Annotated in this window: 47 protein-coding genes; 7 read left to right on the top strand and 40 right to left on the bottom strand. The window is 50.8% G+C overall.

What is annotated here, in order from left to right:
- Nucleotides 1-527: 527 nt before the first annotated feature.
- Nucleotides 528-1,082 carry a gamma carbonic anhydrase family protein gene (locus APT89_RS05090; protein ID WP_028014623.1) on the top strand — a complete coding sequence of 185 codons (555 nt, stop codon included), beginning with the start codon at nt 528-530 and terminating at the stop codon, nt 1,080-1,082.
- Here APT89_RS05090 and APT89_RS05095 read toward each other — a convergent pair.
- The 6 genes from APT89_RS05095 to dprA are packed head-to-tail and all read right to left on the bottom strand — an operon-like array spanning nt 1,058 to nt 4,841.
- Entirely contained in the window at nt 1,058-1,306 is a 249-nt protein-coding gene (locus APT89_RS05095; RefSeq protein ID WP_028014624.1) for a DUF1488 domain-containing protein, read from the bottom strand. The genes APT89_RS05090 and APT89_RS05095 overlap by 25 nt on opposite strands.
- Entirely contained in the window at nt 1,303-2,121 is an 819-nt protein-coding gene (gene aroE / locus APT89_RS05100) for a shikimate dehydrogenase (RefSeq protein ID WP_028014625.1), read from the bottom strand. The genes APT89_RS05095 and aroE overlap by 4 nt, the downstream gene beginning before the upstream one ends.
- Nucleotides 2,122-2,125: 4 nt before the next feature.
- Nucleotides 2,126-2,698, bottom strand: a complete 573-nt coding sequence (tsaC, locus tag APT89_RS05105; RefSeq protein ID WP_045630331.1) for an L-threonylcarbamoyladenylate synthase type 1 TsaC — start codon at nt 2,696-2,698, stop codon at nt 2,126-2,128.
- The gene (locus tag APT89_RS05110; RefSeq protein ID WP_060571878.1) at nt 2,691-3,245 is read right to left on the bottom strand and encodes a DNA topoisomerase family protein; all 555 of its coding nucleotides are present in this window, start codon (nt 3,243-3,245) and stop codon (nt 2,691-2,693) included. The genes tsaC and APT89_RS05110 overlap by 8 nt, the downstream gene beginning before the upstream one ends.
- A 26-nt stretch (nt 3,246-3,271) precedes the next feature.
- On the bottom strand, nt 3,272-3,745 hold the full coding sequence (gene smg / locus APT89_RS05115; protein ID WP_008503477.1) for a DUF494 family protein Smg: 474 nt from the start codon (nt 3,743-3,745) through the stop codon (nt 3,272-3,274).
- Nucleotides 3,717-4,841 (bottom strand): DNA-protecting protein DprA, encoded by a 1,125-nt coding sequence (dprA, locus tag APT89_RS05120; protein WP_060571879.1) that lies wholly within the window; start codon nt 4,839-4,841, stop codon nt 3,717-3,719. Before dprA ends, smg begins: the two co-directional genes overlap by 29 nt.
- Nucleotides 4,842-4,969: 128 nt before the next feature.
- On the opposite strand from dprA, the gene def reads away from it, so the two are divergent.
- From def to mscL, 5 genes are all read left to right on the top strand, one after another.
- Nucleotides 4,970-5,479: a peptide deformylase gene (gene def, locus APT89_RS05125; protein ID WP_006812188.1), complete on the top strand. Its 510-nt coding sequence runs from the start codon at nt 4,970-4,972 to the stop codon at nt 5,477-5,479.
- Between the two features lie 25 nt (nt 5,480-5,504).
- Nucleotides 5,505-6,452 carry a methionyl-tRNA formyltransferase gene (gene fmt, locus APT89_RS05130; protein WP_060571880.1) on the top strand — a complete coding sequence of 316 codons (948 nt, stop codon included), beginning with the start codon at nt 5,505-5,507 and terminating at the stop codon, nt 6,450-6,452.
- Nucleotides 6,453-6,504: 52 nt separating this feature from the next.
- Nucleotides 6,505-7,791 (top strand): 16S rRNA (cytosine(967)-C(5))-methyltransferase RsmB, encoded by a 1,287-nt coding sequence (gene rsmB, locus APT89_RS05135; protein ID WP_060571881.1) that lies wholly within the window; start codon nt 6,505-6,507, stop codon nt 7,789-7,791.
- 22 nt (nt 7,792-7,813) lie between these two features.
- A complete protein-coding gene (trkA, locus tag APT89_RS05140) occupies nt 7,814-9,190 on the top strand; it encodes a Trk system potassium transporter TrkA (RefSeq protein ID WP_014885463.1) in 1,377 nt (458 codons plus the stop codon).
- 143 nt (nt 9,191-9,333) lie between these two features.
- Nucleotides 9,334-9,744 carry a large-conductance mechanosensitive channel protein MscL gene (gene mscL, locus APT89_RS05145; protein WP_028014631.1) on the top strand — a complete coding sequence of 137 codons (411 nt, stop codon included), beginning with the start codon at nt 9,334-9,336 and terminating at the stop codon, nt 9,742-9,744.
- Here mscL and APT89_RS05150 read toward each other — a convergent pair whose 3' ends face one another.
- The 31 genes from APT89_RS05150 to rpsJ form a co-directional block, all read right to left on the bottom strand.
- Complete coding sequence (locus APT89_RS05150; protein WP_045630326.1) at nt 9,745-9,960, bottom strand: alternative ribosome-rescue factor A; 216 nt, start codon at nt 9,958-9,960, stop codon at nt 9,745-9,747.
- Between the two features lie 57 nt (nt 9,961-10,017).
- Nucleotides 10,018-10,443: a Zn(2+)-responsive transcriptional regulator gene (gene zntR / locus APT89_RS05155; RefSeq protein ID WP_045630325.1), complete on the bottom strand. Its 426-nt coding sequence runs from the start codon at nt 10,441-10,443 to the stop codon at nt 10,018-10,020.
- A 2-nt stretch (nt 10,444-10,445) separates the two neighbouring features.
- Nucleotides 10,446-10,814, bottom strand: coding sequence for a DnaJ family domain-containing protein (locus APT89_RS05160; protein WP_045630324.1), 369 nt, complete (start codon nt 10,812-10,814; stop codon nt 10,446-10,448).
- 107 nt (nt 10,815-10,921) lie between these two features.
- Nucleotides 10,922-11,305, bottom strand: coding sequence for a 50S ribosomal protein L17 (rplQ, locus tag APT89_RS05165; RefSeq protein WP_001216368.1), 384 nt, complete (start codon nt 11,303-11,305; stop codon nt 10,922-10,924).
- A 40-nt stretch (nt 11,306-11,345) separates the two neighbouring features.
- Entirely contained in the window at nt 11,346-12,335 is a 990-nt protein-coding gene (locus APT89_RS05170) for a DNA-directed RNA polymerase subunit alpha (RefSeq protein ID WP_002919219.1), read from the bottom strand.
- 25 nt (nt 12,336-12,360) lie between these two features.
- The gene (gene rpsD / locus APT89_RS05175) at nt 12,361-12,981 is read right to left on the bottom strand and encodes a 30S ribosomal protein S4 (RefSeq protein ID WP_004868345.1); all 621 of its coding nucleotides are present in this window, start codon (nt 12,979-12,981) and stop codon (nt 12,361-12,363) included.
- 32 nt (nt 12,982-13,013) lie between these two features.
- The gene (rpsK, locus tag APT89_RS05180; protein ID WP_003863312.1) at nt 13,014-13,403 is read right to left on the bottom strand and encodes a 30S ribosomal protein S11; all 390 of its coding nucleotides are present in this window, start codon (nt 13,401-13,403) and stop codon (nt 13,014-13,016) included.
- A 16-nt stretch (nt 13,404-13,419) separates the two neighbouring features.
- Nucleotides 13,420-13,776 carry a 30S ribosomal protein S13 gene (gene rpsM / locus APT89_RS05185; RefSeq protein ID WP_013099021.1) on the bottom strand — a complete coding sequence of 119 codons (357 nt, stop codon included), beginning with the start codon at nt 13,774-13,776 and terminating at the stop codon, nt 13,420-13,422.
- A 146-nt stretch (nt 13,777-13,922) separates the two neighbouring features.
- Nucleotides 13,923-14,039: a 50S ribosomal protein L36 gene (gene rpmJ, locus APT89_RS05190; RefSeq protein ID WP_000868187.1), complete on the bottom strand. Its 117-nt coding sequence runs from the start codon at nt 14,037-14,039 to the stop codon at nt 13,923-13,925.
- A 31-nt stretch (nt 14,040-14,070) separates the two neighbouring features.
- The gene (secY, locus tag APT89_RS05195; RefSeq protein ID WP_003863305.1) at nt 14,071-15,402 is read right to left on the bottom strand and encodes a preprotein translocase subunit SecY; all 1,332 of its coding nucleotides are present in this window, start codon (nt 15,400-15,402) and stop codon (nt 14,071-14,073) included.
- A gap of 7 nt (nt 15,403-15,409) precedes the next feature.
- Nucleotides 15,410-15,844 carry a 50S ribosomal protein L15 gene (gene rplO / locus APT89_RS05200; RefSeq protein ID WP_014885468.1) on the bottom strand — a complete coding sequence of 145 codons (435 nt, stop codon included), beginning with the start codon at nt 15,842-15,844 and terminating at the stop codon, nt 15,410-15,412.
- A gap of 3 nt (nt 15,845-15,847) precedes the next feature.
- On the bottom strand, nt 15,848-16,027 hold the full coding sequence (gene rpmD / locus APT89_RS05205; RefSeq protein ID WP_003863301.1) for a 50S ribosomal protein L30: 180 nt from the start codon (nt 16,025-16,027) through the stop codon (nt 15,848-15,850).
- Between the two features lie 6 nt (nt 16,028-16,033).
- Nucleotides 16,034-16,534 carry a 30S ribosomal protein S5 gene (gene rpsE / locus APT89_RS05210; protein WP_003863299.1) on the bottom strand — a complete coding sequence of 167 codons (501 nt, stop codon included), beginning with the start codon at nt 16,532-16,534 and terminating at the stop codon, nt 16,034-16,036.
- 14 nt (nt 16,535-16,548) lie between these two features.
- Nucleotides 16,549-16,902: a 50S ribosomal protein L18 gene (gene rplR / locus APT89_RS05215; protein ID WP_003863297.1), complete on the bottom strand. Its 354-nt coding sequence runs from the start codon at nt 16,900-16,902 to the stop codon at nt 16,549-16,551.
- A 9-nt stretch (nt 16,903-16,911) separates the two neighbouring features.
- Nucleotides 16,912-17,445, bottom strand: a complete 534-nt coding sequence (rplF, locus tag APT89_RS05220) for a 50S ribosomal protein L6 (protein WP_003863296.1) — start codon at nt 17,443-17,445, stop codon at nt 16,912-16,914.
- Nucleotides 17,446-17,457: 12 nt separating this feature from the next.
- Entirely contained in the window at nt 17,458-17,850 is a 393-nt protein-coding gene (rpsH, locus tag APT89_RS05225; RefSeq protein ID WP_006178918.1) for a 30S ribosomal protein S8, read from the bottom strand.
- A gap of 30 nt (nt 17,851-17,880) precedes the next feature.
- Complete coding sequence (rpsN, locus tag APT89_RS05230; RefSeq protein ID WP_003863291.1) at nt 17,881-18,186, bottom strand: 30S ribosomal protein S14; 306 nt, start codon at nt 18,184-18,186, stop codon at nt 17,881-17,883.
- 14 nt (nt 18,187-18,200) lie between these two features.
- Nucleotides 18,201-18,740 carry a 50S ribosomal protein L5 gene (gene rplE, locus APT89_RS05235; RefSeq protein WP_001096202.1) on the bottom strand — a complete coding sequence of 180 codons (540 nt, stop codon included), beginning with the start codon at nt 18,738-18,740 and terminating at the stop codon, nt 18,201-18,203.
- 14 nt (nt 18,741-18,754) lie between these two features.
- Complete coding sequence (gene rplX, locus APT89_RS05240) at nt 18,755-19,069, bottom strand: 50S ribosomal protein L24 (protein WP_003863287.1); 315 nt, start codon at nt 19,067-19,069, stop codon at nt 18,755-18,757.
- A 10-nt stretch (nt 19,070-19,079) separates the two neighbouring features.
- Complete coding sequence (rplN, locus tag APT89_RS05245) at nt 19,080-19,451, bottom strand: 50S ribosomal protein L14 (protein ID WP_002919748.1); 372 nt, start codon at nt 19,449-19,451, stop codon at nt 19,080-19,082.
- Nucleotides 19,452-19,617: 166 nt separating this feature from the next.
- Nucleotides 19,618-19,872: a 30S ribosomal protein S17 gene (rpsQ, locus tag APT89_RS05250; RefSeq protein WP_008503489.1), complete on the bottom strand. Its 255-nt coding sequence runs from the start codon at nt 19,870-19,872 to the stop codon at nt 19,618-19,620.
- Nucleotides 19,872-20,063, bottom strand: a complete 192-nt coding sequence (gene rpmC / locus APT89_RS05255) for a 50S ribosomal protein L29 (RefSeq protein WP_003863282.1) — start codon at nt 20,061-20,063, stop codon at nt 19,872-19,874. The genes rpsQ and rpmC overlap by 1 nt, the downstream gene beginning before the upstream one ends.
- Nucleotides 20,063-20,473, bottom strand: a complete 411-nt coding sequence (rplP, locus tag APT89_RS05260) for a 50S ribosomal protein L16 (protein ID WP_002919759.1) — start codon at nt 20,471-20,473, stop codon at nt 20,063-20,065. The genes rpmC and rplP overlap by 1 nt, the downstream gene beginning before the upstream one ends.
- Nucleotides 20,474-20,485: 12 nt before the next feature.
- Nucleotides 20,486-21,187, bottom strand: a complete 702-nt coding sequence (gene rpsC / locus APT89_RS05265) for a 30S ribosomal protein S3 (RefSeq protein WP_000529945.1) — start codon at nt 21,185-21,187, stop codon at nt 20,486-20,488.
- 17 nt (nt 21,188-21,204) lie between these two features.
- Nucleotides 21,205-21,537, bottom strand: a complete 333-nt coding sequence (rplV, locus tag APT89_RS05270) for a 50S ribosomal protein L22 (protein ID WP_002919773.1) — start codon at nt 21,535-21,537, stop codon at nt 21,205-21,207.
- 14 nt (nt 21,538-21,551) lie between these two features.
- Nucleotides 21,552-21,830: a 30S ribosomal protein S19 gene (gene rpsS, locus APT89_RS05275; RefSeq protein WP_001138117.1), complete on the bottom strand. Its 279-nt coding sequence runs from the start codon at nt 21,828-21,830 to the stop codon at nt 21,552-21,554.
- A 16-nt stretch (nt 21,831-21,846) separates the two neighbouring features.
- Nucleotides 21,847-22,668: a 50S ribosomal protein L2 gene (rplB, locus tag APT89_RS05280; protein WP_000301859.1), complete on the bottom strand. Its 822-nt coding sequence runs from the start codon at nt 22,666-22,668 to the stop codon at nt 21,847-21,849.
- Between the two features lie 17 nt (nt 22,669-22,685).
- The gene (rplW, locus tag APT89_RS05285) at nt 22,686-22,988 is read right to left on the bottom strand and encodes a 50S ribosomal protein L23 (RefSeq protein ID WP_000617546.1); all 303 of its coding nucleotides are present in this window, start codon (nt 22,986-22,988) and stop codon (nt 22,686-22,688) included.
- On the bottom strand, nt 22,985-23,590 hold the full coding sequence (gene rplD / locus APT89_RS05290) for a 50S ribosomal protein L4 (protein ID WP_000424395.1): 606 nt from the start codon (nt 23,588-23,590) through the stop codon (nt 22,985-22,987). Before rplD ends, rplW begins: the two co-directional genes overlap by 4 nt.
- Nucleotides 23,591-23,600: 10 nt before the next feature.
- Complete coding sequence (gene rplC, locus APT89_RS05295; RefSeq protein ID WP_003863274.1) at nt 23,601-24,230, bottom strand: 50S ribosomal protein L3; 630 nt, start codon at nt 24,228-24,230, stop codon at nt 23,601-23,603.
- Between the two features lie 32 nt (nt 24,231-24,262).
- A complete protein-coding gene (gene rpsJ / locus APT89_RS05300) occupies nt 24,263-24,574 on the bottom strand; it encodes a 30S ribosomal protein S10 (RefSeq protein ID WP_001181005.1) in 312 nt (103 codons plus the stop codon).
- A 380-nt stretch (nt 24,575-24,954) separates the two neighbouring features.
- Between rpsJ and APT89_RS05305 the strand changes: the two genes are divergently transcribed.
- Nucleotides 24,955-25,428, top strand: a complete 474-nt coding sequence (locus APT89_RS05305; RefSeq protein WP_047363723.1) for a prepilin peptidase — start codon at nt 24,955-24,957, stop codon at nt 25,426-25,428.
- Here APT89_RS05305 and bfr read toward each other — a convergent pair.
- The 3 genes from bfr to APT89_RS23190 all read right to left on the bottom strand — a co-directional run.
- Nucleotides 25,412-25,888, bottom strand: coding sequence for a bacterioferritin (gene bfr / locus APT89_RS05310; RefSeq protein ID WP_028014636.1), 477 nt, complete (start codon nt 25,886-25,888; stop codon nt 25,412-25,414). The genes APT89_RS05305 and bfr overlap by 17 nt on opposite strands.
- 72 nt (nt 25,889-25,960) lie before the next feature.
- The gene (gene bfd / locus APT89_RS05315; RefSeq protein ID WP_003863268.1) at nt 25,961-26,155 is read right to left on the bottom strand and encodes a bacterioferritin-associated ferredoxin; all 195 of its coding nucleotides are present in this window, start codon (nt 26,153-26,155) and stop codon (nt 25,961-25,963) included.
- A 176-nt stretch (nt 26,156-26,331) separates the two neighbouring features.
- Nucleotides 26,332-26,465, bottom strand: a 134-nt coding sequence (locus APT89_RS23190) for an EF-Tu C-terminal domain-related protein (RefSeq protein WP_001464716.1), incomplete at its 5' end; no start/stop codon positions are given.

Below are 26,465 nucleotides of genomic sequence, written 5' to 3' on the forward strand. Positions count from 1 at the left end.
CATGTGTTAGGCCTGCCGCCAGCGTTCAATCTGAGCCATGATCAAACTCTTCAATTTAAGTTTGATGCTCGTGAATTAAACTTCGTAATGAATTACGTATGTTCACTCAGAGACTTGGTATTCATTTTTCGTCTTGCGACGTTAAGAATCCATGTCACTTTGAGTGCCCACACAGATTGTCTGATAAATTGTTAAAGAGCAGTGCAACGCGGCTTTCGCTCACCGTTGCGAGGTGGCGTATATTACGCTTTCCTCTTTCAGAGTCAACCCGTTATTTCAGGATTTTTTCTCTTCAACCGACCGGGTTAACTGTGAAGTGATTCACATCCGCCGTGTCGATGGAGGCGCATTATAGGGATCCCAATTTTTAGCACAAGTGTTTTTTAGATCTTTTTTTTCGACTGCTGATTTTCCGCGCTTTTCGCTGAAATCCCGCCCGATCTGCTTAAATATTGACGCATTTTGCCTTGCCTCGATCCAATAATATGATCAAGTCTTCCGTATAGCGCTCATCCTTAGAGGTAGTTATGTCTGCAGTGTTACGCCCTTATAAAGATCTGTTCCCCCAAAAAGGCGATCGCGTGATGATCGATGCCACCAGCGTGGTCATTGGTGATGTCCGAATGGCCGATGACGTCAGTATCTGGCCGCTCGTCGCCATCAGGGGAGATGTAAATTATGTGTCGATCGGTGCCCGTACCAATATTCAGGACGGTAGCGTTCTGCATGTTACGCACAAATCCTCTTATAACCCGGAGGGCAATCCCCTCATCATTGGAGAAGATGTTACCGTCGGACATAAAGTGATGCTTCACGGCTGCACTATCGGTAATCGGGTGCTTGTTGGCATGGGATCGATTTTGCTGGATGGCGTGATAGTAGAAGAAGACGTAATGATTGGGGCCGGTAGCCTGGTTCCGCAGAACAAACGTCTGGAAAGTGGTTATCTCTATCTGGGAAGCCCGGTAAAACAGATCCGCCCCCTGAAGGAGGCAGAGATCGAAGGATTAAAATACTCGGCGAACAACTACGTAAAATGGAAGAATGACTATTTGGATCAGGATAACCAAACCCAACCCTGATCGTCTTCCTGCTGCTCGCGGATTAAATCGCTGGCTTCCTCTTCCAGATCCCAGCGATTTTCGCAAAAAACGGCTATCGGGTCTGTGCCGCCAAAACGATGTAACAGCGCTTCTCCATGGATGGCACAGGTAAGCTGCATACCCTGCACCAGCACCGGAAAACAGACCGCCTGCTTATGCTCATCCCAGCTCTCTCTGTCCGGGAAATGAATAGCCTGATTCACGCCGAAAGCTCCTGCTTTAGCTTTTCAATGACCGGCTCAACTGCAGGCAACACCCCGTGCCAGAGCAGTACCGCATGCGCAGCCTGCCCCACCAGCATTCCCAGCCCATCGGCTAACTGTTTCGCACCGTGTTGTTCGCACCAGTTCAGGAAGGGCGTATTCCCTTTCTGATAGAACATGTCATAGAAGTACATGTGCGCGCTGACCAGCGAAGCGGGGATCGCCGGGATCTCGCCACTGATGCCGCTGGATGTGGCATTAATGACAAGATCGAACTCACGTTCGGCAAGATCGTCAAGCGCTACCGCACTTACGCTGCCGGTATGCGCAAACAACGCCGCCAGCGCTTCTGCCCGGGAAAAAGTTCGGTTGGTAATGGTCACCGCACAGTCCAGGGAAAGCAGAGGCAACAGTACTCCCCGCGATGCGCCACCCGCACCAATCAGCAGGACCCGGAACCCGGGTTTAATAAACGACAGTCGTTCCAGATCGCTCAGCAACCCTATTCCGTCGGTGTTGTCGCCCAGAAGACGTCCGTCCTCAAGCCGTTTTAGGGTATTTACTGCACCGGCAAGAGAAGCGCGCTCGGTCAGTTCATCAGCACGTTCGAAAGCTTCCTCTTTAAAAGGAACCGTCACATTCGCACCTTTACCACCTGCGGCGAAAAAAGCCTCAAGCGTTGGAATAAATGCATCTACCGGTGCCAGTACGCGGCCATAGGGATGATTTATCTGCAGCTGCTCCGCAAATTGCTGATGGATCAGCGGTGACTTGCTGTGTGCAATCGGATTACCAAAAACAGCATAGGTTTCCATGAGATTACCCCTGGCGAAAACGTTCGCCGGTCAAAGCGTCGCGAATTTCAGACGGATTCAGGCGCCCTCCCGTCTCTCCAACAGCAACCGGGAAGTCATTTCCGAACTGTGCCAGCACTTCTTCAGTTGTACGACAAGGTGGCAATCCGGTCAGGTTGGCGCTGGTTGAGACCAGCGGTTTACCAAATGCCAGGCAAAGCTCAACCACCAGAGGATGATCGGTGACGCGAACGGCGAGGGAATCAAAGCGTCCAGTCAGCCAGCGCGGTGTTGTCGGCTGCGCCGGGAAAACAAAGGTCACCGGTCCGGGCCATGCGGAGAAAATAGTCTCGCGCTGCGCCGGTGTCAGCATAGAGTCATCAATGTAGGGCTTAAGCTGCTCGTAATTCGCAGCTATCAAAATCAACCCTTTCTCTACGGGTCTTTGTTTTAAGGCAAGCAGGCGGCTCACAGCCGTCTCGCTGTCAGGATCGCAACCGACCCCAAAAACAGCTTCAGTTGGATAGGCGATGACTTTTTCATTTTTCAGCACGTCCACAGCATGCGCAATGGAGCCTGATGGCAGGTTATTATTCACTATTTTGATCCGCCGTTACCGGCTTTCCACATTGTTTGCTGGCGCAGAAGCGTTTCACACCTTGCGCCGTTTTCTTCTCGATAAGTAGCGGATAGTTGCAATGAGTGCAGACGCCCGCTACCGGTTTGAAATTGATAACGAACTGGCATTCAGGGTAGCGATCGCAGGAATGGAAGGTCTTACCATAGCGGGAACGGCGCTGTACCAGCTGACCGCGCTGACACTGAGGACACGCAATCGCCGTTTCATCAGGCTTATCAATTTGTTCCGTATGCTCACATTCCGGATAACGGCTACAGCCAATAAACATACCGAAACGGCCCTGACGTAGCGCTAGTTCACCACCACAAAGAGGACATAGCTGTCCTTCCAGAATTTTGACGATATGTCCATCCGCCTGGCTTTTCAGAGGACGGACATAATCACATTCCGGATAGTGTGAACAACCGAGAAACGGGCCGTGTTTCCCGGACCGAATAACAAGTTCAGCCCCGCACTGCGGGCAGGGCTCATTTTTATGCACCGTGAATAGTGCTGATTTGGCCATAACAACTCTTGGTGCTACACATAGAATTAATGCAGCATACCTTCATTCACTTCAAAGAGTAATTCTTCCATTTGCTGATAGGCATTTTCACAGCCCGGGATATTAAACAGAACCATCAGAATCACCCATTTCAGATCTTCCAATTCAAATTCTGCCGTATCCAGCGCCATGACACGCTCTATCACCATTTCTCTCGTTTCGAGGTTCAGCACCTGAATCTGCTCAAGGAATAAGATGAATCCCCGGCAGCTGGCGTCCAGCCTTTCACACTCTTCTGCGGTATAAATGCGTACTGACAACGGGTCAGAAGCAAGCTGCATCGGTTCGGCGAGGCCTTCCTGATAATCAGCCAGTTTTTCCAGCCACATCAACGCATTATAGATATCTTCCCGCTCAAACCCCGCATCGGTAAGATCCTGTGTCAATTTGTCCTGATCCACTCGCATTTCTGCTTCGTTATGGATGTAAGTCTCAAACAAATACATCAGTACGTCGAACATGGCATGCCCTCCTTAATCGGACATAGCCGCCGGGTACAGCTGCGATCCACCCTGCTAACTCCAGTTCGAGTAGCTGTGCTACCGTTACTGGCACAGGTTGGCCGGCACGTTCAGCGACAACGTCAACAGGTGTTACCTCATCTCCTACGTTAGCCAGGAGCTTGGGAAATGGCAATGCCACCTTTCCCTGATCTGATGAATAATGTCGCTTTTCGGGATCTTCCTGCAGACATTGCAAGCCATATTGCAAATTTTCAAGAATGTCCCGCGCTTCTGTTACCGGCGTCGCACCCTGCTTTATCAGCCAGTGTGGTCCTTCACACCCCGGGTTACCAATCGGGCCGGGTAAGGCGAAAACCTCCCTCCCCTGATCGAGCGCGCATCGTGCAGTGACCAGCGAGCCGCTTCGCACTGCCGCTTCAACGACCAATACACCCTGGCTAAGCCCGCTGATGATTCGATTACGACGCGGAAAGTTTGCCGGCCGGGGCTGCGCCGAAAGAGGGAACTCAGACACTATCGCCCCGTCAGCTTCGATAAGCCGCATCGCCAGCGCCTGATGCCGACGGGGATAAATGCTAAACAGGCCGTTCCCCAGTACGGCCACGCTACGCCCTTTTACAGACAGAGCGGCGTTGTGAGCAACACCGTCTATACCGCAGGCCAGTCCGCTGGTGATTGTGATACCACTTTGCGAAAGTTGTTCGCACAGAATTTTCCCCCATCGTTCTCCATACCATGACGGCGCACGGCTACCCACGACCGCCAGCTGGGCAGCATTAAGCGTTTCAGGGTTACCTTTTACGAATAATGCACCGGGATAATCAGGAATTGCTCGAAGTAAAGGAGGATAAAGCGGATGGGTTGCCGTCAATAAATGATTTCCCGGCTGCTCAAGCCACACCAGACTACGCTCCAGCTCACCCCCATCTGGGGCAAAGAACCGTTCAGCCTGTTTTGCTGACAGCCCGGCGTCTCTGACAGCGGAAGCATCGATATTTTTTTGCTTGTGCAGCCGTGCAGCCGCTTCCAGCATTCCATCGCCACATAATGAACCTGTGTGTATTAGCCGTAGCCATATCTCGATAGACGTCATCCTTTCCCCCTGCCATAAGCGGCCTGCGCAATCATTGCGATTGGTCACTGATGCTGTCAATCGACCCGGGATTTGTCTAGAATAGAAGTAATATTCTTATCAACTCCTGAACACGACTCTGGAAATTTATGGCAGTTTTGCAAGTGTTACATATTCCGGACGAGCGCCTTCGCATCGTCGCAGAACCGGTTAAAGAAGTGAATGCAGAAATCCAGCGTATCGTTGATGATATGTTCGATACCATGTACGCCGAAGAAGGCATTGGCCTGGCGGCGACGCAGGTAGACATTCACAAGCGTATTATCGTGATCGACGTTTCTGAAAATCGCGATGAGCGTCTGGTGCTGATCAACCCTGAATTGCTTGAGAAGAGCGGTGAAACGGGCATTGAGGAAGGTTGTCTTTCTATTCCGGAACAGCGCGCTTTGGTGCCACGTGCCGAAAAAGTGAAAATTCGCGCTTTGGATCGTGACGGTAATCCGTTCGAACTGGAAGCAGATGACCTGCTGGCAATTTGCATTCAGCATGAGATGGATCACCTGGTCGGTAAGCTGTTTATCGATTACCTCTCGCCGTTGAAACAGCAGCGTATTCGTCAAAAAGTAGAGAAACTGGATCGTTTGCGCTCTCGCGCATAACGTCCCCCCGGATACAAGGATCATCGTGTCTAAAACACTACGTATTATCTTCGCGGGAACCCCTGATTTTGCAGCGCGTCATCTTGACGCGCTGTTATCTTCTGGTCACCAGGTTGTCGGCGTCTTTACCCAGCCGGACCGTCCGGCTGGTCGCGGTAAAAAACTGATGCCGAGCCCGGTAAAGGTGCTGGCAGAAGAGCATGGGCTTCCTGTTTTCCAGCCCGCATCCTTACGCCCTCAGGAAAATCAGCAGCTGGTTGCTGACCTGAACGCCGACGTAATGGTCGTGGTGGCTTACGGTTTAATTCTGCCAAAAGCGGTGCTTGATATGCCTCGTCTGGGTTGTATCAACGTGCACGGCTCCTTGCTCCCGCGCTGGCGTGGTGCGGCACCTATTCAGCGCTCCCTGTGGGCGGGGGATGCTGAAACCGGCGTCACAATCATGAAGATGGACGTAGGTTTAGACACTGGCGACATGCTGCATAAACTGGCGTGCCCTATTACTGCAGACGATACCAGCGCTACGCTGTATGACAAACTGGCTGGCCTCGGTCCGCAAGGGCTTATCGAGACGCTGCAGCAGCTTGCTGATAATACGGCGAAGCCAGAAGTTCAGGATGAGGCGCTGGTGACGTATGCTGAAAAACTGAGTAAAGAAGAAGCCCGGCTCGACTGGTCCTTGTCTGCCGCTCAACTTGAACGCTGCATCCGCGCTTTTAATCCGTGGCCGATGAGCTGGATGGAAATTGATGGGCAGCCAGTGAAAGTCTGGAAAGCGTCAGTTATTAATGGCAATACGGCTGCTGAACCCGGCACGATAATCGACGCCAGCAAGAACGGTATCCAGGTTGCGACAGCAGAAGGGATCCTGAATCTTGAATCGCTGCAACCGGCCGGTAAGAAAGCCATGAGCGCTCAGGATCTATTAAATTCCCGTCGCGAATGGTTTATACCGGGTAATCGTCTTGCCTAATCCAATATATGCTTAAAGCCCGGTGTTTCCGGGCATTTTTATTTTTATAGTTATGAAAAAACAAAATCTACGCAGTATGGCGGCCAAAGCCGTTGAGCAGGTTATCGAGCAGGGCCAGTCATTGAGTAACATCCTGCCTCCCCTGCAACAAAAGGTATCTGATAAAGACAAAGCTCTGCTCCAGGAACTCTGCTTTGGTGTCCTGCGCACCCTTTCTCAGCTTGAGTGGCTCATTAATAAGCTGATGTCGCGCCCAATGACAGGCAAACAGCGCACCGTACATTATTTGATTATGGTGGGGTTTTATCAGCTTCTTCATACCCGCATTCCACCTCACGCCGCGCTGGCTGAAACGGTGGAAGGTGCCGTTGCGATTAAACGCCCTCAGTTGAAAGGGCTGATCAACGGCGTACTGCGTCAGTTCCAGCGTCAGCAGGATGAGCTACTGGCTGAATTTGCACAAAGCGAAACACGTTTTCTGCACCCGGACTGGCTGCTGAATCGTCTTAAAAAAGCGTATCCGCAGCAATGGCAAAACATTGCCGAAGCGAATAATCAACGCCCACCGATGTGGTTACGCGTCAACCGTAATCACCACACCCGTGACGCATGGCTGGCATTACTGGAAGAAACCGGAATGAGTGGATTCACGCATGCAGCCTATCCGGATGCCGTGCGTTTAGCCTCCCCTGCACCGGTACATGCTTTACCTGGTTTTGATGAAGGCTGGGTGACCGTACAGGATGCCTCGGCTCAGGGTTGCATGACCTGGCTTGAACCAGCAAACGGGGAACAGATCCTCGATCTTTGCGCCGCGCCTGGCGGAAAAACAACGCACATTCTTGAAGTGGCTCCGCAGGCCAGCGTAATGGCCGTGGATGTCGATGAGCAGCGCCTGTCACGCGTCTACGACAACCTCAAGCGTCTGGGTATGAAGGCTCAGGTTAAGCAGGGCGACGGACGCAAGCCCGCAGAATGGTGTGGTGAAACCCAGTTTGACCGCATTTTACTGGATGCGCCCTGCTCTGCAACAGGCGTGATTCGTCGCCATCCGGATATCAAGTGGCTGCGCCGCGATCGCGATATCAAGGAACTTGCCCAACTGCAATCGGACATACTTGACGCAATCTGGCCACATCTTAAACCAGGCGGCACGCTGGTTTATGCAACCTGCTCCGTACTGCCAGAAGAAAACAGCCAGCAAATCGCGGCCTTCCTTCAACGTACCCCGGACGCAACGCTGCGCGATACGGGAACGCCTGAATGCCCGGGTCAGCAAAACCTGCCGGGCGCGGAACAAGGCGATGGCTTCTTTTACGCTAAGCTAATCAAAGAGTGATGTTGAGAACAGGTCACGAGATATGAAAATTATCATTCTGGGCGCAGGACAAGTGGGCGGAACGCTGGCGGAAAACCTGGTTGGCGAAAACAACGACATCACAATCGTTGATACCAACGGGGATCGTCTGCGCGTTTTACAGGACAAATTTGACCTTCGCGTTGTGCAGGGCCATGGCTCACACCCGCGCGTGCTACGCGAGGCAGGCGCCGACGATGCAGACATGCTCGTTGCGGTGACCAGTTCTGACGAAACCAATATGGTGGCCTGTCAGGTGGCCTACTCGCTTTTCAACACCCCTAACCGAATCGCGCGCATCCGTTCTCCGGACTATGTCCGCGATGCTGAGAAGCTCTTTAATTCAGAAGCGGTTCCTATTGACCATCTCATCGCGCCAGAACAGCTGGTTATCGACAATATCTATCGTCTGATCGAATATCCAGGCGCACTGCAGGTGGTGAACTTTGCCGAAGGTAAGGTCAGTCTTGCCGTCGTTAAGGCCTATTACGGCGGCCCGTTGATCGGCAATGCGCTTTCCACAATGCGTGAGCACATGCCGCATATCGATACGCGCGTCGCCGCCATTTTCCGCCACGACAGACCTATTCGTCCTCAAGGCTCCACGATTGTCGAAGCGGGGGATGAGGTCTTCTTCATTGCGGCCTCTCAGCATATTCGTGCGGTGATGAGTGAGTTGCAGCGTCTCGAAAAGCCTTATAAACGCATTATGCTGGTCGGCGGTGGCAATATCGGCGCGGGCCTGGCGCGAAGGCTGGAAAAAGACTACAGCGTGAAATTGATCGAGCGCGATCAACAGCGTGCTTCTGAGCTGGCGGAAAAACTGCAAAATACGATCGTATTTTATGGCGACGCGTCGGATCAGGAATTATTGGCTGAAGAGCATATTGATCAAGTTGATCTCTTTATTGCCGTCACGAACGATGACGAGGCGAATATTATGTCCGCCATGCTCGCCAAACGTATGGGAGCAAAGAAGGTCATGGTGCTTATCCAGCGCAAGGCGTATGTCGACCTGGTTCAGGGCAGCGTTATTGATATTGCCATTTCACCGCAGCAGGCGACCATTTCCGCTCTGCTGAGCCATGTACGTAAAGCGGACATTGTCGGCGTTTCATCTCTGCGTCGCGGGGTGGCAGAAGCCATTGAAGCGGTAGCTCATGGAGATGAAACCACGTCACGCGTTGTGGGCCGCGCCATCGACGAAATTAAGCTGCCGCCGGGCACTATTATCGGCGCCGTAGTGCGCGGGAATGACGTTATGATCGCCAATGATAATTTGCGTATTGAGCAAGGCGACCACGTAATTATGTTCCTTACCGATAAAAAATTTATTACCGACGTCGAACGTTTATTCCAGCCTAGTCCATTCTTCCTTTAATACGTCGGGGCTCTCAATAGAGCCCCGCACTTTACCCTCTTTATTTCTGTGCCTTTTATTTTCATAACGTTTAATTATCCCGCATGGCAATTGGCTAATCATTTGTTAAACTTATAGTCGTCAGCTGGCACAAGGAGAACATAATGAGTTTTATTAAAGAATTTCGCGAATTTGCGATGCGCGGGAACGTGGTTGATTTGGCAGTGGGTGTCATTATTGGTGCGGCATTCGGCAAGATTGTTTCATCATTAGTAGCGGACATCATCATGCCACCTTTAGGGCTGCTAATCGGGGGCATTGATTTCAAACAGTTCGCGTTCACACTGCGTGAAGCCCAGGGTGATATCCCGGCAGTTGTAATGCACTACGGCGTGTTTATCCAGAACGTATTTGATTTCGTGATTGTGGCGTTTGCTATCTTTATGGCTATCAAGCTGATTAACCGGCTCAACCGTAAAAAAGAAGAGCCTGCAGCAGCGCCTGCACCAACGAAAGAAGAAGTGTTACTGAGTGAAATTCGCGATCTGTTAAAAGAGCAGAATAACCGCGTTTAATCAGCAGTTAAAAACAGGAAGGCCAGTGGTAAATAAGCGATTCGCTTGCTTGCCACTGGCCTCCCAGTTACCCCGTTTTGCATGTTTGTCTTTACGCAGATAACTCCCCTTTCCTTTTTTATTCTTTTCAACGCGCTGTCGAAAAAGCGGGTCGTGAAGTAAAGCCTCGATGGCATTATCTTTAATTTGTCCCTTCGTGTGCTGATAGCGGCTCATAATTTCTCCTGAGCATGGTTTATGACGACGGAAGTCTAGACCCGAGTAGATTGAAAATCAACATCCCCGAGTTTCTCCACTGGCTCCCTGTTCAAGGGCTTCCAGAATTGAACAATAAATACTGCTATGAGCCGTTCCGCAGCAGGCATCATTCAACCTTTGCAAAGAGCGCTGCATGGTTTGCAGTTCCAGAATACGGGCTTCAACTTCATCAAGCCGGGCTTGCACGATGCTTTTGGATTCCTGACAAGTGTGATGCTCAGGATCGATGCGGATCGATAATAACTCGCGGATCGAATCAAGCGTGAAGCCAAGCTGTCGGGCGTAGCGTATGAATCTCAGACGCTGCAGATCGTTATCGCTATAAAGCCGAAAGCCGCCTTCCGTGCGTACCTCATGATCGATCATCTGCTGCTTTTCGTAATATCGGATAGTGTCCGGCGTTACGTTCGCGAGCTTTGCAAGTTCACCGATACGGTACATCGCTACTCCTCGTTTATCTTCTTCATCAATATTTCACCGTATTCCCCATGCAGGAATTCCGTGCTCATTCCTGCCTGGCGCAGCTTGAGCTCGATCAGGGCAAGCCTGCGGCTAAGTTCTTTATGTCGAGGATCATCCTGACGGATCCCTTTTAGCAAATCGACAAGTTCAACAGCCTCTCTGCGCTGCTCAAGCTCGGGCGGGAGGCAACCAGCATTTTTTAGCAAACGGTATCCAGCCCGGAGTTCAGGCGCAATATGCGAATCATCTTCCAGTTCAAGAGGTTCGCCGCTCCCGGGAAGATTGTCGAAATCGCCTTTATTCTGGGCATCGCGAATATGGCGTTCTGCCCACTGATCAAGCAACCACATCATCAGCTCCAGGGGATGAACAAAATTGATACAGGTATTGTAGAGAAGTGGGGATAATGCGGATATAAAAAAACCCGCCGAGGCGGGTTTTTTTACGTTACTGCAGATTACTCTGCAGCAGCTTCTGCTTTCTCTGAACGATCAACCAGCTCGATGTAAGCCATCGGCGCGTTGTCGCCTGCACGGAAACCACACTTCAGAATGCGAGTGTAACCACCGGCACGGCTCGCGAAACGCGGGCCCAGTTCGTTAAACAGTTTTGCCACGATCTCGTTATCACGAGTACGGGCGAATGCCAGACGACGATTAGCAACGCTGTCAGTCTTGGCAAGAGTAATCAGCGGCTCAACTACGCGACGCAGCTCTTTCGCTTTAGGCAGGGTCGTCTTGATGATTTCATGACGAACCAGTGAACCTGCCATGTTGCGGAACATAGCCTGGCGATGGCTGCTGTTGCGGTTCAGTTGACGACCACTCTTACGATGGCGCATGACCTTATCCTTCTCAGTAAAACCTTAACCTGTGATCCGGTTACTCGTCAGCAATGCTTGCCGGTGGCCAGTTTTCCAGGCGCATGCCCAGAGACAGACCACGTGAAGCCAGCACGTCTTTAATCTCGGTAAGAGATTTTTTACCCAGGTTCGGCGTTTTCAGCAACTCAACCTCGGTACGCTGTACCAGATCACCGATATAGTGGATAGCTTCTGCCTTGAGGCAGTTAGCAGAGCGGACAGTCAATTCGAGATCGTCAACAGGGCGCAGCAGGATCGGATCGAATTCTGGTTTCTCTTCTTTCACTTCTGGCTGACGTACATCACGTAAGTCAACGAAAGCTTCCAGTTGTTCTGCCAGGATGGTTGCCGCACGACGAATCGCCTCTTCAGGATCGATTGTGCCGTTGGTTTCCATTTCGATGACCAGCTTGTCCAGGTCGGTACGCTGTTCTACACGCGCTGCTTCAACATTGTAGGCAATACGCTCTACAGGGCTGTAGCATGCGTCGACCAGCAGACGGCCGATTGGGCGCTCATCTTCTTCCGAATGAATTCGGGCAGAAGCCGGCACATAACCACGACCGCGCTGAACTTTGATACGCATGCTAATAGCTGCGTTCTCATCGGTCAGGTGGCAGATCACGTGCTGCGGCTTGACGATTTCAACATCACCGTCGTGGGTGATGTCGGCTGCAGTCACAGGGCCAATGCCAGATTTATTCAGAGTAAGAATAACTTCATCTTTACCCTGAACTCTCACCGCCAGCCCTTTCAGGTTGAGCAGGATTTCAAGGATATCTTCCTGAACGCCTTCTTTGGTGCTGTACTCATGAAGTACACCATCAATCTCAACCTCGGTCACCGCGCAACCCGGCATCGATGAGAGCAGAATACGGCGCAGTGCGTTACCCAGAGTATGGCCAAAGCCACGCTCTAAAGGCTCAAGGGTCACCTTGGCGTGCGTCGAACTCACTTGCTCGATATCTACCAGGCGCGGTTTTAGAAACTCTGTCACAGAACCCTGCATTGTGTCCTCTCTTTGGTACTAAGCTTTACTTGGAGTAAAGCTCGACGATCAGGTGTTCGTTAATGTCCGCAGACAGATCAGAACGCTCAGGCTGACGCTTGAACGTACCTTCCATCTTGCCAGCATCAACTTCCAGCCAGGTTGGCTTTTCACGCTGCTCAGCCAGCTCCAGAGCGGCCTTCACGCGAGATTGCTTTTTCGCTTTCTCACGAATGCTAACAACGTCATTCGCTTTAACCTGATAAGAAGCGATGTTAACAACACGACCGTTTACCATGATTGCTTTGTGGCTAACCAGCTGACGTGATTCAGCACGAGTAGCGCCGAAGCCCATACGGTATACAACGTTGTCCAGACGACCTTCCAGCAGAGCCAGCAGGTTTTCACCTGTGTTGCCTTTCAGACGTGCTGCTTCTTTATAGTAGTTACGGAACTGACGCTCCAGCACACCGTACATACGGCGAACTTTTTGCTTTTCACGCAACTGCACACCATAGTCAGACAGACGCGGTTTACGCGCACCGTGCTGGCCAGGAGCTTGTTCAATTTTACACTTGGTATCGATCGCGCGAACGCCAGACTTAAGGAATAAGTCGGTGCCCTCACGACGGCTCAGCTTGAGCTTAGGACCCAAATATCTTGCCATTTTCTATCTCCAACTAACCTAAAAAACGAGCGTTATACGCGACGTTTTTTCGGCGGACGACAACCGTTATGAGGGATCGGAGTCACATCAGTAATATTCGTGATGCGGAAACCAGCGGCGTTCAGAGCGCGAACAGTAGATTCACGACCCGGACCCGGACCTTTAACCATAACTTCCAGATTCTTGATGCCGTATTCTTTTACGGCTTCAGCGCAACGCTCTGCTGCAACCTGAGCTGCGAACGGAGTGGATTTGCGAGAACCACGGAAACCGGAACCACCGGCTGTTGCCCAACCCAATGCGTTACCCTGACGATCAGTAATAGTAACGATGGTGTTGTTGAAAGAAGCATGGATATGAGCCACGCCGTCAGAGACTTGTTTTCTTACACGTTTACGTGCACGAACTGGTGCCTTTGCCATTATTCAATCACCCCGATTATTTCTTGATCGGTTTGCGCGGACCCTTACGGGTACGTGCGTTGGTCTTAGTACGCTGACCGCGCACTGGCAGACCACGACGATGACGCAAACCGCGATAGCAACCAAGATCCATCAGGCGCTTGATGCTCATGCTGATTTCACGGCGCAGATCACCTTCAACGACAAATTTGGCAACTTCGTCACGCAGCGTGTCGATTTGTCCTTCAGACAGCTCACTGATCTTAACATCTTCAGCGATACCCGCTGCAGCCAGGATGGCTTTAGAACGGGTCTTGCCGATGCCGTAGATCGAAGTTAATGCGATCACAGCATGTTTCTGATCAGGAATGTTAATGCCTGCTATACGGGCCACTATGCACTCCTACTATTTAATATGTACGCACCATGCTGAAAAGCCCGTTTTCAGGATACTCAAATGGAAACGTACAGACATACAAAAGATTGGCTGGCTAATCTAGCCAGCTCAACCCAACTTTGCAAGAAAAATATGCGAAATAATCAGCCTTGGCGCTGTTTATGCTTCGGCTCGGCACTGCAAATCACACGGATGACACCATCACGCTTAACGATTTTGCAGTTACGGCATAATTTCTTGACGGAAGCACGAACTTTCATTTTTACTCTCCGTAACTTCTCAGGCGACCAATTAGCGGCCGTAGCCTTTCAGGTTCGCCTTCTTCAATGCAGACTCATACTGACTGGACATCATCAGAGTTTGCACTTGAGCCATAAAGTCCATAATCACGACAACAACGATAAGCAGTGAGGTCCCACCGAAGTAGAACGGTACTTTCATTGCATCACGCATGAACTCCGGGATCAGGCAGATAAAAGTAATATAAAGCGCACCAACCAAAGTCAGGCGGGTCATTACTTTATCGATATACTTCGCCGTTTGCTCTCCCGGACGAATTCCTGGTACAAATGCACCGGACTTCTTCAGGTTATCTGCTGTTTCACGCGGGTTGAAGACCAACGCCGTGTAGAAGAAACAGAAGAAGATGATCGCAGACGCATAGAGTAACACATAAAGTGGTTGCCCAGGCTGCAAATACAGCGAAATTGTTGTCAGCCAGTTCCAACCAGTACCGCCCCCGAACCATGACGCGATGGTTGCCGGGAACAGAATAATACTGGAAGCGAAGATAGCCGGGATAACCCCCGCCATATTCACTTTCAGCGGTAAATGTGTGCTCTGTGCAGCATAGACACGACGACCCTGCTGACGCTTAGCGTAGTTCACCACAATGCGGCGTTGACCACGTTCAACGAAGACAACAAAGAACGTCACTGCAAATACTAATACTGCAACCAACAGCAACAGGAGGAAGTGCAGGTCGCCTTGACGCGCTTGCTCGATAGTATGGGCGATGGCCGGCGGGAGTCCCGCAACGATACCGGCGAAGATAATGATTGAGATACCGTTACCGATACCACGCTCAGTAATCTGTTCGCCGAGCCACATCAGGAACATCGTCCCTGTGACCAGACTAACAACAGCGGTGAAATAGAATGCAAAGCCTGGGTTTAATACCAGGCCCTGCATACCAGGCATATTCGGCAGACCGGTAGCAATACCGATCGACTGGAATATTGCCAGCACCAGAGTACCGTAACGGGTGTACTGACTAATCTTACGACGTCCAGACTCCCCTTCTTTCTTCAGCTCTGCCAGGGCCGGATGAACGACCGTCAGCAGCTGGATAATAATCGATGCCGAAATGTACGGCATAATACCCAGAGCAAAGATAGAAGCACGGCTGAGAGCACCACCAGAGAACATGTTGAACATTTCAATGATGGTGCCTCGCTGTTGCTCAAGCAGTTTGGCAAGTACAGCGGCATCGATACCAGGGATCGGAATAAAAGAGCCAATACGGAACACAATCAGCGCGCCGATAACAAACAGCAGTCTGCGTTTCAGCTCGCCAAATCCACCTTTGGCACTTTGAAAATCTAATCCCGGTTGCTTAGCCATCTGCTACTTATTCCTCAATTTTACCGCCAGCAGCTTCGATAGCAGCACGAGCACCTTTAGTAACACGCAGGCCACGAACAGTTACCGGAGTAGAAACTTCACCAGACAGGATCACTTTCGCGAACTCGATCTGAATACCGATAATGTTAGCCGCTTTCAGCGTGTTCAGGTCTACAACGCCGCCTTCAACTTTCGCCAGGTCAGACAGACGGATTTCCGCTGTGATCGCTGCTTTGCGAGAGGTGAAGCCGAACTTCGGCAGACGACGGTACAGTGGCATCTGGCCACCCTCGAAACCGCGACGTACGCCACCGCCAGAACGAGAGTTCTGACCTTTGTGACCACGACCACCGGTTTTGCCGAGGCCAGAACCGATACCACGACCCAGGCGTTTACCCGCCTTTTTAGAGCCTTCGGCCGGAGACAGAGTATTTAAACGCATCTCTTACTCCTCAACTTTAACCATGAAGTAAACCGCGTTGACCATACCACGAACAGCAGGAGTATCCTCGCGCTCAACGGTATGACCAATACGACGCAGACCCAGGCCAAGCAGCGTTGCCTTGTGTTTCGGCAGACGACCGATTGCACTGCGGGTTTGAGTGATTTTAATAGTCTTTGCCATGGTCAATTACCCCAGAATTTCTTCAACGGATTTACCACGCTTGGCAGCGACCATTTCTGGAGAATTCATATTTTCCAGGCCATCAATAGTTGCACGAACCACGTTGATCGGGTTGGTGGAACCATATGCTTTAGCCAGAACGTTATGAACCCCAGCAACTTCCAGAACGGCGCGCATTGCACCACCGGCGATGATACCGGTACCTTCTGAAGCTGGCTGCATGAATACACGAGAACCCGTGTGAACACCTTTAACTGGGTGCTGCAGGGTGCCGTTGTTCAGCGCGACGTTAATCATATTGCGACGGGCTTTTTCCATCGCTTTCTGGATCGCTGCTGGAACTTCACGCGCTTTACCGTAACCAAAACCAACGCGACCGTTACCATCGCCTACTACAGTCAGAGCTGTGAAGGAGAAAATACGACCACCTTTAACGGTTTTAGATACGCGGTTTACCGCGATCAGCTTTTCCTGCAGTTCGCCAGCCTGTTTTTCGATGTGAGCCATCTTACACCTCTACCTTAGAACTGAAGGCCAGCTTCACGGGCAGCATCTGCCAGTGCTTGGACACGACCATGATATTGGAACCCGGAACGGTCAAAGGAAACATTGCTGATGCCTTTTTCCAGAGCGCGTTCTGCAACAGCTTTACCTACAGCTGCAGCGGCGTCTTTGTTACCGGTGTACTTCAATTGTTCTGAGATAGCTTTTTCTACAGTAGAAGCAGCTACCAGAACTTCAGAACCGTTCGGTGCAATTACCTGTGCGTAAATATGACGCGGGGTACGATGTACCACCAGGCGAGTTGCACCCAGCTCTTTGAGCTTGCGGCGTGCGCGGGTCGCACGACGGATACGAGCAGATTTCTTATCCATAGTGTTACCTTACTTCTTCTTAGCCTCTTTGGTACGCACGACTTCGTCGGCGTAACGAACACCCTTGCCTTTGTAAGGCTCAGGACGACGGTAGGCGCGCAGATCTGCTGCAACCTGACCGATCAGCTGTTTATCAGCGCCTTTCAGCACGATTTCAGTTTGAGTCGGACATTCTGCAGTGATACCGGCCGGCAGCGGATGCTCAACAGGGTGTGAGAAGCCCAGAGACAGGCCTACTGCATTCCCTTTGATAGCTGCACGATAACCTACACCAACCAGCTGAAGCTTTTTAGTGAAGCCTTCGGTAACACCAACAACCATTGAGTTCAGCAGGGCACGCGCGGTACCAGCCTGAGCCCATCCATCCACGAAACCATCACGTGGACCGAAGGTCAGAGCGTTATCTGCATGTTTAACTTCAACAGCTTTGTTGAGGGTACGAGTCAGCTCGCCGTTTTTACCTTTGATCGTAATAACCTGACCGTCGATTTTTACATCAACGCCGGCAGGAATAACGACCGGTGCTTTAGCAACACGAGACATTCTTTCCTCCGATTAGGCTACGTAGCAGATAATTTCGCCACCAAGACCAGCCTGGCGCGCTGCACGATCAGTCATAACACCTTTAGAGGTAGAAACAACTGCGATACCAAGGCCAGCCATAACTTTTGGCAGCTCATCTTTTTTCTTATAGATGCGCAGACCTGGGCGGCTGACACGCTGAATGCTTTCTACAACAGCTTTACCCTGGAAATACTTGAGAGTAAGTTCCAGTTCCGGCTTGGTGTCGCCTTCAACTTTAAAATCTTCGATAAAACCTTCTTCCTTCAGCACGTTGGCAATTGCCACTTTCAGCTTGGCGGAAGGCATGGTGACCGCAACTTTGTTCGCGGCCTGACCGTTACGGATACGGGTCAGCATATCCGCGATCGGATCTTGCATGCTCATCTGTCTTTACTCCCGTGATTCAATTGGTAATTACCAGCTAGCCTTTTTCAAGCCTGGCACTTCACCGCGCATGGCGGCTTCACGCAGTTTGATACGGCTCAACCCAAACTTGCCCACATAACCATGTGGACGACCTGTTTGACGACAGCGGTTACGCTGACGAGACGGGCTGGAATCACGCGGCAGAGACTGCAGCTTGAGAACCGCATTCCAACGATCTTCGTCGGAAGCGTTCACATCAGAAATGATCGCTTTCAGTTCAGCGCGTTTAGCGAAGAATTTATCAGCTAAAGCTACGCGCTTTACTTCGCGTGCTTTCATTGATTGCTTAGCCATTCAGTAACCCTACCTTACTTGCGGAACGGGAAGTCAAAGGCAGCCAGCAGAGCACGGCCTTCTTCGTCAGATTTCGCAGTAGTGGTAATGGTAATATCCAAACCACGCACGCGGTCGACTTTATCGTAGTCGATTTCTGGGAAGATGATCTGCTCACGGACACCCATGCTGTAGTTACCACGACCGTCGAAAGACTTCGCGGACAGGCCACGGAAGTCACGGATACGTGGTACAGCAATAGTGATCAGGCGCTCAAAGAACTCCCACATGCGTTCGCCACGCAGAGTTACTTTACAGCCGATCGGATAGCCCTGACGGATTTTGAAGCCTGCAACAGATTTGCGTGCTTTGGTGATCAGCGGTTTTTGACCGGAGATTGCTGTCAGATCAGCTGCTGCGTTATCCAGCAGTTTCTTGTCAGCGATCGCTTCACCAACACCCATGTTCAGGGTGATCTTCTCGACCCGAGGGACTTGCATGACAGAATTGTAGTTAAACTCGGTCATGAGTTTCTTAACTACTTCGTCTTTGTAGTAATCATGCAGTTTCGCCATCGTACTACTCCAAATTACTTGATAGTTTCGCTGTTAGACTTGAAGAAACGGACTTTTTTGCCGTCTTCGAATCTAAAGCCTACACGGTCAGCCTTACCGGTAGCCGCATTGAAGATTGCAACGTTAGAAACCTGAATAGCAGCTTCTTTTTCAACGATGCCGCCTGGTTGGTTCAGGGCCGGAACCGGCTTCTGATGTTTCTTAACCAGGTTGATACCTTCAACGACAAGTTTGCCGGAAGACAGAACATTTTTTACTTTACCGCGTTTACCTTTATCTTTACCGGTTAACACGATAACTTCGTCATCACGACGGATTTTCGCTGCCATGATTCGCTCCTTAGAGTACTTCTGGTGCCAGAGAGATAATTTTCATGAACTTCTCAGTACGAAGTTCACGAGTTACCGGCCCAAAGATACGCGTGCCGATAGGCTGCTCGCTGTTATTGTTTAAAATAACGCATGCATTACCATCGAAGCGAATGACAGAACCGTCAGGGCGACGAACACCCTTCTTGGTGCGCACCACTACCGCCTTCAGCACATCACCTTTTTTGACCTTACCACGTGGAATTGCTTCCTTGATGGTGATCTTGATGATGTCGCCTACGCCTGCGTAGCGACGGTGCGAGCCACCCAGAACCTTGATACACATTACGCGACGTGCACCGGAGTTGTCGGCGACGTTCAGCATAGTCTGTTCTTGGATCATTTTAGTGCTCCGCTAATGTCAACTACTACCTGAGACTCTAAAATCAGAGCCGTTAAAAAGCCCCATATCGAGGGCGCGGCATTATAACACCGCTTCTGCAATATGGGTAGAAAAAATAAACGGCTCATCGCTGAGCCGTTTATTCGTATTGAGAAGGCGTACTGTATTACAGAACCGCTTTCTCTACAACGCGAACCAGCGTCCAGGACTTAGTCTTGGACAGTGGACGGCATTCACGGATTTCAACCTTGTCGCCGATACCACATTCGTTGTTCTCGTCATGTACGTGCAGTTTGGTCGTACGCTTGATGAATTTACCGTAGATCGGGTGTTTCACAATACGTTCGATAGCTACAACAATGGATTTCTCCATTTTGTCGCTAACAACACGACCTTGCAGAGTACGGATTTTATCGGTCATTACGCACCCGCCTTCTGAGTCAGTAAAGTCTTAACGCGTGCAACATTGCGACGCACTTGCTTCAGCAGGTGAGTCTGTTGCAGCTGGCCACTTGCAGCCTGCATGCGCAGGTTGAACTGCTCACGCAGCAGGTTCAGCAGCTCAGCGTTCAGCTCTTCAACGCTTTTTTCACGCAGCTCTTTTGCTTTCATTACATCACCGTCTTAGTTACAAAGGTGGTTTTGATAGGCAGTTTCGCTGCTGCCAGGCCGAAGGCTTCACGGGCCAGCTCTTCCGGAACACCGTCCATTTCATAAAGGACTTTGCCCGGTTGGATCAAGGCAACCCAGTACTCCACGTTACCTTTACCTTTACCCATACGAACTTCCAGTGGCTTCTCGGTGATCGGTTTGTCCGGGAATACACGGATCCAGATCTTACCTTGACGCTTAACTGCACGGGTCATTGCACGACGTGCTGCTTCGATCTGACGTGCAGTCAGACGACCACGGCCAACAGCTTTCAGACCGAAAGTGCCGAAGCTAACATCCGTACCCTGCGCCAGACCACGGTTGCGGCCTTTGTGCACTTTACGGAATTTTGTACGCTTTGGTTGTAACATCAGCGACGCTCCTTATTTACGGCCTTTACGCTGCTGCTTTTTAGGTTGAGCAGCCGGTTTTTCCGGTTGTTCAACAGCAGCCATACCACCCAGGATCTCACCTTTGAAGATCCATACCTTAACGCCGATTACACCGTAAGTGGTGTGCGCTTCAGAGGTGTTGTAGTCGATGTCAGCACGCAGAGTGTGCAGCGGTACGCGACCTTCACGGTACCATTCGGTACGTGCGATTTCCGCGCCGCCCAGACGGCCGCTAACTTCAACTTTGATACCTTTAGCGCCCAGACGCATTGCGTTCTGTACAGCACGCTTCATAGCACGACGGAACATAACACGACGTTCCAGCTGAGAAGTGATGCTGTCAGCAACCAATTTAGCGTCCAGTTCAGGCTTACGAACTTCAGCGATATTGATCTGTGCAGGAACGCCAGCGATATCCGCTACGACCTTGCGCAGTTTTTCTACGTCTTCGCCTTTCTTACCGATAACGATGCCAGGACGAGCAGTGTGAATAGTCACACGGATGCTCTTCGCTGGACGCTCGATAACGATACGAGATACAGACGCTTTAGCCAGTTCCTTAGTCAGGTACTGACGTACTTTAAAATCGCTGTCCAGGTTGTCAGCGAATTCTTTGGTGTTCGCAAACCAGGTAGAGTTCCATGGTTTTACAATACCCAGGCGAATACCATTAGGATGTACTTTCTGACCCATTGCTAGTCTCCAGAGTCTCAGCGATCGGACACAACCACAGTAATGTGGCTGGTGCGCTTCAGGATGCGATCTGCACGACCTTTCGCACGCGGCATAATGCGCTTCATGCTTGGGCCTTCATCTACGAAAATTTTCGCGACTTTCAGATCGTCGATGTCAGCGCCATCGTTGTGTTCAGCGTTAGCAATGGCAGATTCCAGTACTTTCTTGACCAATACCGCAGCTTTTTTGTTGGTATAGGTCAGGATGTCCAGGGCCTGCGACACTTTCTTACCGCGAATCAGGTCAGCAACAAGGCGAACCTTCTGTGCAGAAGAACGAGCATGGCGATGTTGAGCTAAAGTTTCCATCTCTTCCTCCTACCTTATTTCTTCTTCGCTTTTTTATCAGCAGCGTGGCCGCGATAAGTACGAGTCGGTGCGAATTCACCCAGTTTGTGACCAACCATTTCGTCGGTTACAAAGACTGGAACGTGCTGACGACCATTATGGACAGCGATGGTCAAACCGATCATGTTAGGAAAGATCGTTGAACGACGGGACCAAGTGCGCAGGGGCTTCTTGTCTCCGCTTTCCACCGCTTTCTCTACCTTCTTCAGCAAGTGCAGGTCAATAAAAGGACCTTTCTTGAGAGAACGTGGCATGGCTTATCCTCTAAAATTATTTGCTACGGCGACGTACGATAAATTTATCAGTACGCTTGTTGCTGCGGGTCTTCTTACCTTTGGTCTGAACGCCCCACGGAGTTACCGGGTGCTTACCAAAGTTACGACCTTCACCACCACCATGTGGGTGGTCGACTGGGTTCATCGCAGTACCGCGAACGGTAGGACGAACACCACGCCAGCGTGCAGCACCAGCTTTACCCAGAACGCGCAGCATATGCTCAGCATTGCCAACTTCGCCCAGAGTAGCGCGGCAGTCTGCTTCGACTTTACGCATTTCACCAGAACGCAGACGCAGGGTGACATAAGCACCGTCACGCGCAACGATCTGAACGTAAGTACCAGCGGAACGTGCCAGCTGACCGCCTTTACCTGGTTTCATTTCTACGTTATGAACGGTAGAACCAACCGGGATATTGCGCATCGGCAGGGTGTTGCCTGCTTTGATTGCAGCATCAACGCCAGACTGAATCTGGTCGCCAGCTTTCAGGCCTTTAGGGGCCAGGATGTAACGGCGTTCGCCGTCTTTGTACAGAACCAGCGCGATGTTCGCGGAACGGTTCGGATCGTACTCAAGACGTTCAACAACTGCTGGGATACCGTCTTTGTTGCGTTTGAAGTCAACAATACGATAAGCCTGCTTGTGGCCACCACCGATGTGACGAGTGGTGATACGGCCATTGTTGTTACGACCACCGGATTTGCTGTTTTTTTCCAGCAACGGAGCAAAAGGTTTGCCCTTGTGCAGCTCAGGGTTAACCACTTTAACTACGTGGCGACGACCCGGAGATGTCGGTTTACATTTAACAACTGCCATTGTATTACTCCTCCGACTTACTCAGCGCCGCCAACGAAGTCCAGGTTCTGGCCTTCTTTCAGGGTGACGTAAGCTTTTTTCCAGTCGCTACGACGACCGATACGCTGTCCGTGACGTTTAACTTTCCCTTTAACTACCAGGGTGTTAACGACTTCGACTTCGACTTCAAACAGTTTCTGCACAGCAGCTTTGATCTCTGCTTTGGTCGCGTCTTTAGCAACTTTGAGAACGATGGTGTTTGTTTTTTCCATCGCAGTAGACGCTTTTTCAGAAACGTGCGGTGCGCGAAGCACCTTCAGCAGACGTTCTTCACGAATCATGCCAGCATCTCCTCAACTTGCTTAACAGCATCAGCAGTCATTACGACTTTGTCGAAGGCGATCAGGCTAACCGGGTCGATACCAGTCGCATCGCGTACGTCAACCTTGTGCAGGTTACGTGCGGCCAGGAACAGGTTCTCGTCCAGCTCACCGGTGATGATCAGCACATCTTCCAGAGCCATGTCTTTCAGTTTCTGTGCCAGCAGCTTAGTTTTAGGCGCTTCAACAGAGAACTTCTCGACAACGATCAGACGATCCTGACGTACCAGTTCGGACAGGATGCTTTTCAGCGCGCCGCGGTACATCTTTTTGTTAACTTTTTGACTGTGGTCCTGTGGACGCGCAGCGAAGGTCACGCCACCTGAACGCCAGATCGGGCTCTTGATAGAACCTGAACGCGCACGGCCGGTACCTTTCTGGCGCCATGGCTTTTTGCCAGAACCAGTTACTTCAGCACGAGTCTTCTGAGCACGAGTACCCTGACGAGCACCAGCTGCATAAGCAACAACAACCTGGTGAACCAGCGCTTCGTTGAAATCACGACCGAAGGTAGTTTCGGAAACAGTCAGCGCGCTCTGCGCGTCTTTCAATACTAATTCCATTGCTATCCCCTTACGCCTTCACAGCTGGTTTAACGATCAGGTCGCTACCGGTTGCACCCGGGACCGCACCTTTAACCAGCAGCAGGTTGCGCTCAGCGTCAACACGTACTACGTCCAGGCTCTGAACGGTTACACGTTCGTTACCCAGCTGACCTGCCATTTTCTTGCCTTTGAACACTTTGCCCGGAGTCTGGTTCTGACCGATAGAACCCGGAACGCGGTGAGACAAGGAGTTACCGTGAGTAGCGTCCTGGGTACGGAAGTTCCAGCGCTTAACGGTACCAGCAAAACCTTTACCTTTAGAGGTACCGGTTACGTCAACTTTTTTAACGTCAGCAAACAGCTCAACGCTAATGTCCTGACCTACGGTGAACTCTTCGCCTTCAGCAAGACGGAATTCCCACAGACCACGGCCAGCTTCTACGCCAGCTTTAGCGAAGTGACCCGCTTCTGGTTTGGTTACACGGTTAGCTTTTTTAGCACCAGTGGTAACCTGAATAGCGCGGTAGCCATCGTTAGCCAGATCTTTAACCTGAGTAACGCGGTTTGCTTCAACTTCGATTACGGTTACTGGGATAGAAACGCCATCTTCAGTGAAGATGCGGGTCATACCCACTTTTTTACCGACTAAACCAATCATTGTTTCAACCTCTCAATCGCTCGATGACCTGATTAACCCAGGCTGATCTGCACGTCTACACCGGCAGCCAGATCCAGACGCATCAGAGCATCAACGGTTTTCTCAGTTGGCTCAACGATGTCAACCAGACGCTTGTGAGTGCGGATTTCGTACTGATCGCGCGCGTCTTTGTTGACGTGCGGGGAGATCAGAACGGTGAAGCGCTCTTTGCGGGTCGGCAGCGGGATCGGACCACGGACTTGCGCACCAGTGCGCTTAGCAGTCTCGACGATTTCCGCGGTTGATTGATCGATCAGACGATGATCAAACGCTTTAAGGCGGATACGGATTCTTTGGTTCTGCATGAGACCAGAGCTCCAATTATTTTATAAACGAAAATGATTACTCCTCAAACCCATTACGATTGATGGGAGAGTGTAACCGTTCTTACGTAGCCCCCCAATTGGGAGCATTGTTGAGTAACAAAATGAGCTACTCTGGTTCTGATTGAACCCGCCGTCAATTACGACAAGCCCGCGCATTATACGTAAATCAGAGAAAGACGCAAGTGCCGTTTAGAAATTAAGCGTCAAAGGCTCAGTATGCGTAGGACTGCGCAACTTTTTACGCCGTATATCCTTTCTGAAATTTTTATTTGAAGCCGCTACGCAATTGCTGTTTTTGTGCGTTGCCGGACAGGCAGATTGTAACGAGTATGCGCTCAAAACCCTTTGAGGCCTTTTCCATGCTAACCACCCTCCCCTTCCTGATGATCTATTTTTCTCTGACGGCCTTACTCGTACGCGCTGATATTCGCGACGGTTTGCTGCCCGATAAATTTCTCTGCCCGCTGCTCTGGACGGGCCTGCTCTACCAGGTCTTTATCCATCCTGATTTTCTGCCGAGTGCCGTAATGGGGGCGGTGGCTGGATATCTTGGTTTTGCCTTGATTTACTGGGGCTATCGGCTTATCTGCCGGCGGGAAGGAATGGGATATGGCGATGTGAAGTATCTGGCAGGACTTGGTGCGTGGCATGGCTGGTGCATACTGCCTAAACTGGCGTTACTCGCCGCGCTTATGGCGCTGCTTTGCATTCTTGTTTTTTCATTTCTCACCTCAGATAAAGGAGCATTAAAAAACCCACTGCCTTTTGGACCATTTCTGGCAGCAGCGGGTTTATGCGTTGGATGGGAAAATCTGATTAATTTTCCACTTTGATCTGAGACTGTAGGTAGTTTTGAAGGCCAATTTTGCTAATGAGATCCAGCTCGGTTTCCAGCCAGTCAATGTGGCCTTCTTCATCGGCAAGGATCTGGATCATCATATCGCGGCTCACATAGTCATGGACGCTGTCAGCATAAGCAATGGCTTCGCGCAGATCTTTCGCACCTTCCAGCTCCAGCCGGAGGTCAGAACGCAGCATCTCTTCGACATCCTCACCGATGCCCAGCTTGCCGAGATCCTGCAGGTTTGGGATGCCTTCAAGGAATAAGATACGCTCGATGTATTTATCGGCGTGTTTCATCTCATCTATAGATTCATGGTACTCAACGTCATTCAGACGTGTCAGACCCCAGTTTTTAAACATTCTCGCGTGAAGAAAGTACTGGTTGATTGCGACAAGCTCATTTCCCAATAATTTATTGAGATAACTTATGATTTTAACATCACCTTTCATTATATAGTCCCTCCGCTTCCACTCATTGAAGCGTAGAACGGGCTACGGGGATGTCAAAAAAAAGATAGAGGCTTACGCGATCTCTTTGAATTCCGGGATCTGCATCAGTTCGTCCTGCATGATCTCACGCGCGGCGCGAACGCATTTACCGCATTGATTTCCCACCGGAACAAATTTGCGAAGCTGCTGGAAAGATTGTGGCTGAAACTGGCGAACGGCCTGACGAATTTTCTTGTCGCTTACACCATTACATAAACAAACGTACATAGAGACTCCCGTTCAAAATATGCGCAAAGTGTAAGTGAGAATGGTTATGATTACAATAGCACATACGCCAGGATACGGGCCGGGAGCGGTTAAAAAATGCGAAATTTTGTGACAAGGAAAGGTACAGAAAACAAAAAAGGACGCCGAAGCGTCCTTTTTTATTCAGGGATAATTAATTAGCCCAGAACTTTAGCAACAACGCCCGCGCCAACGGTACGGCCGCCTTCACGGATTGCGAAACGCAGACCGTCGTCCATCGCGATTGGGTGGATCAGAGTCACAACCATCTTGATGTTGTCGCCTGGCATTA

It is taken from the genome of Enterobacter sp. 50588862 (assembly GCF_001462935.1).
GTDB lineage: Bacteria > Pseudomonadota > Gammaproteobacteria > Enterobacterales > Enterobacteriaceae > Enterobacter > Enterobacter bugandensis.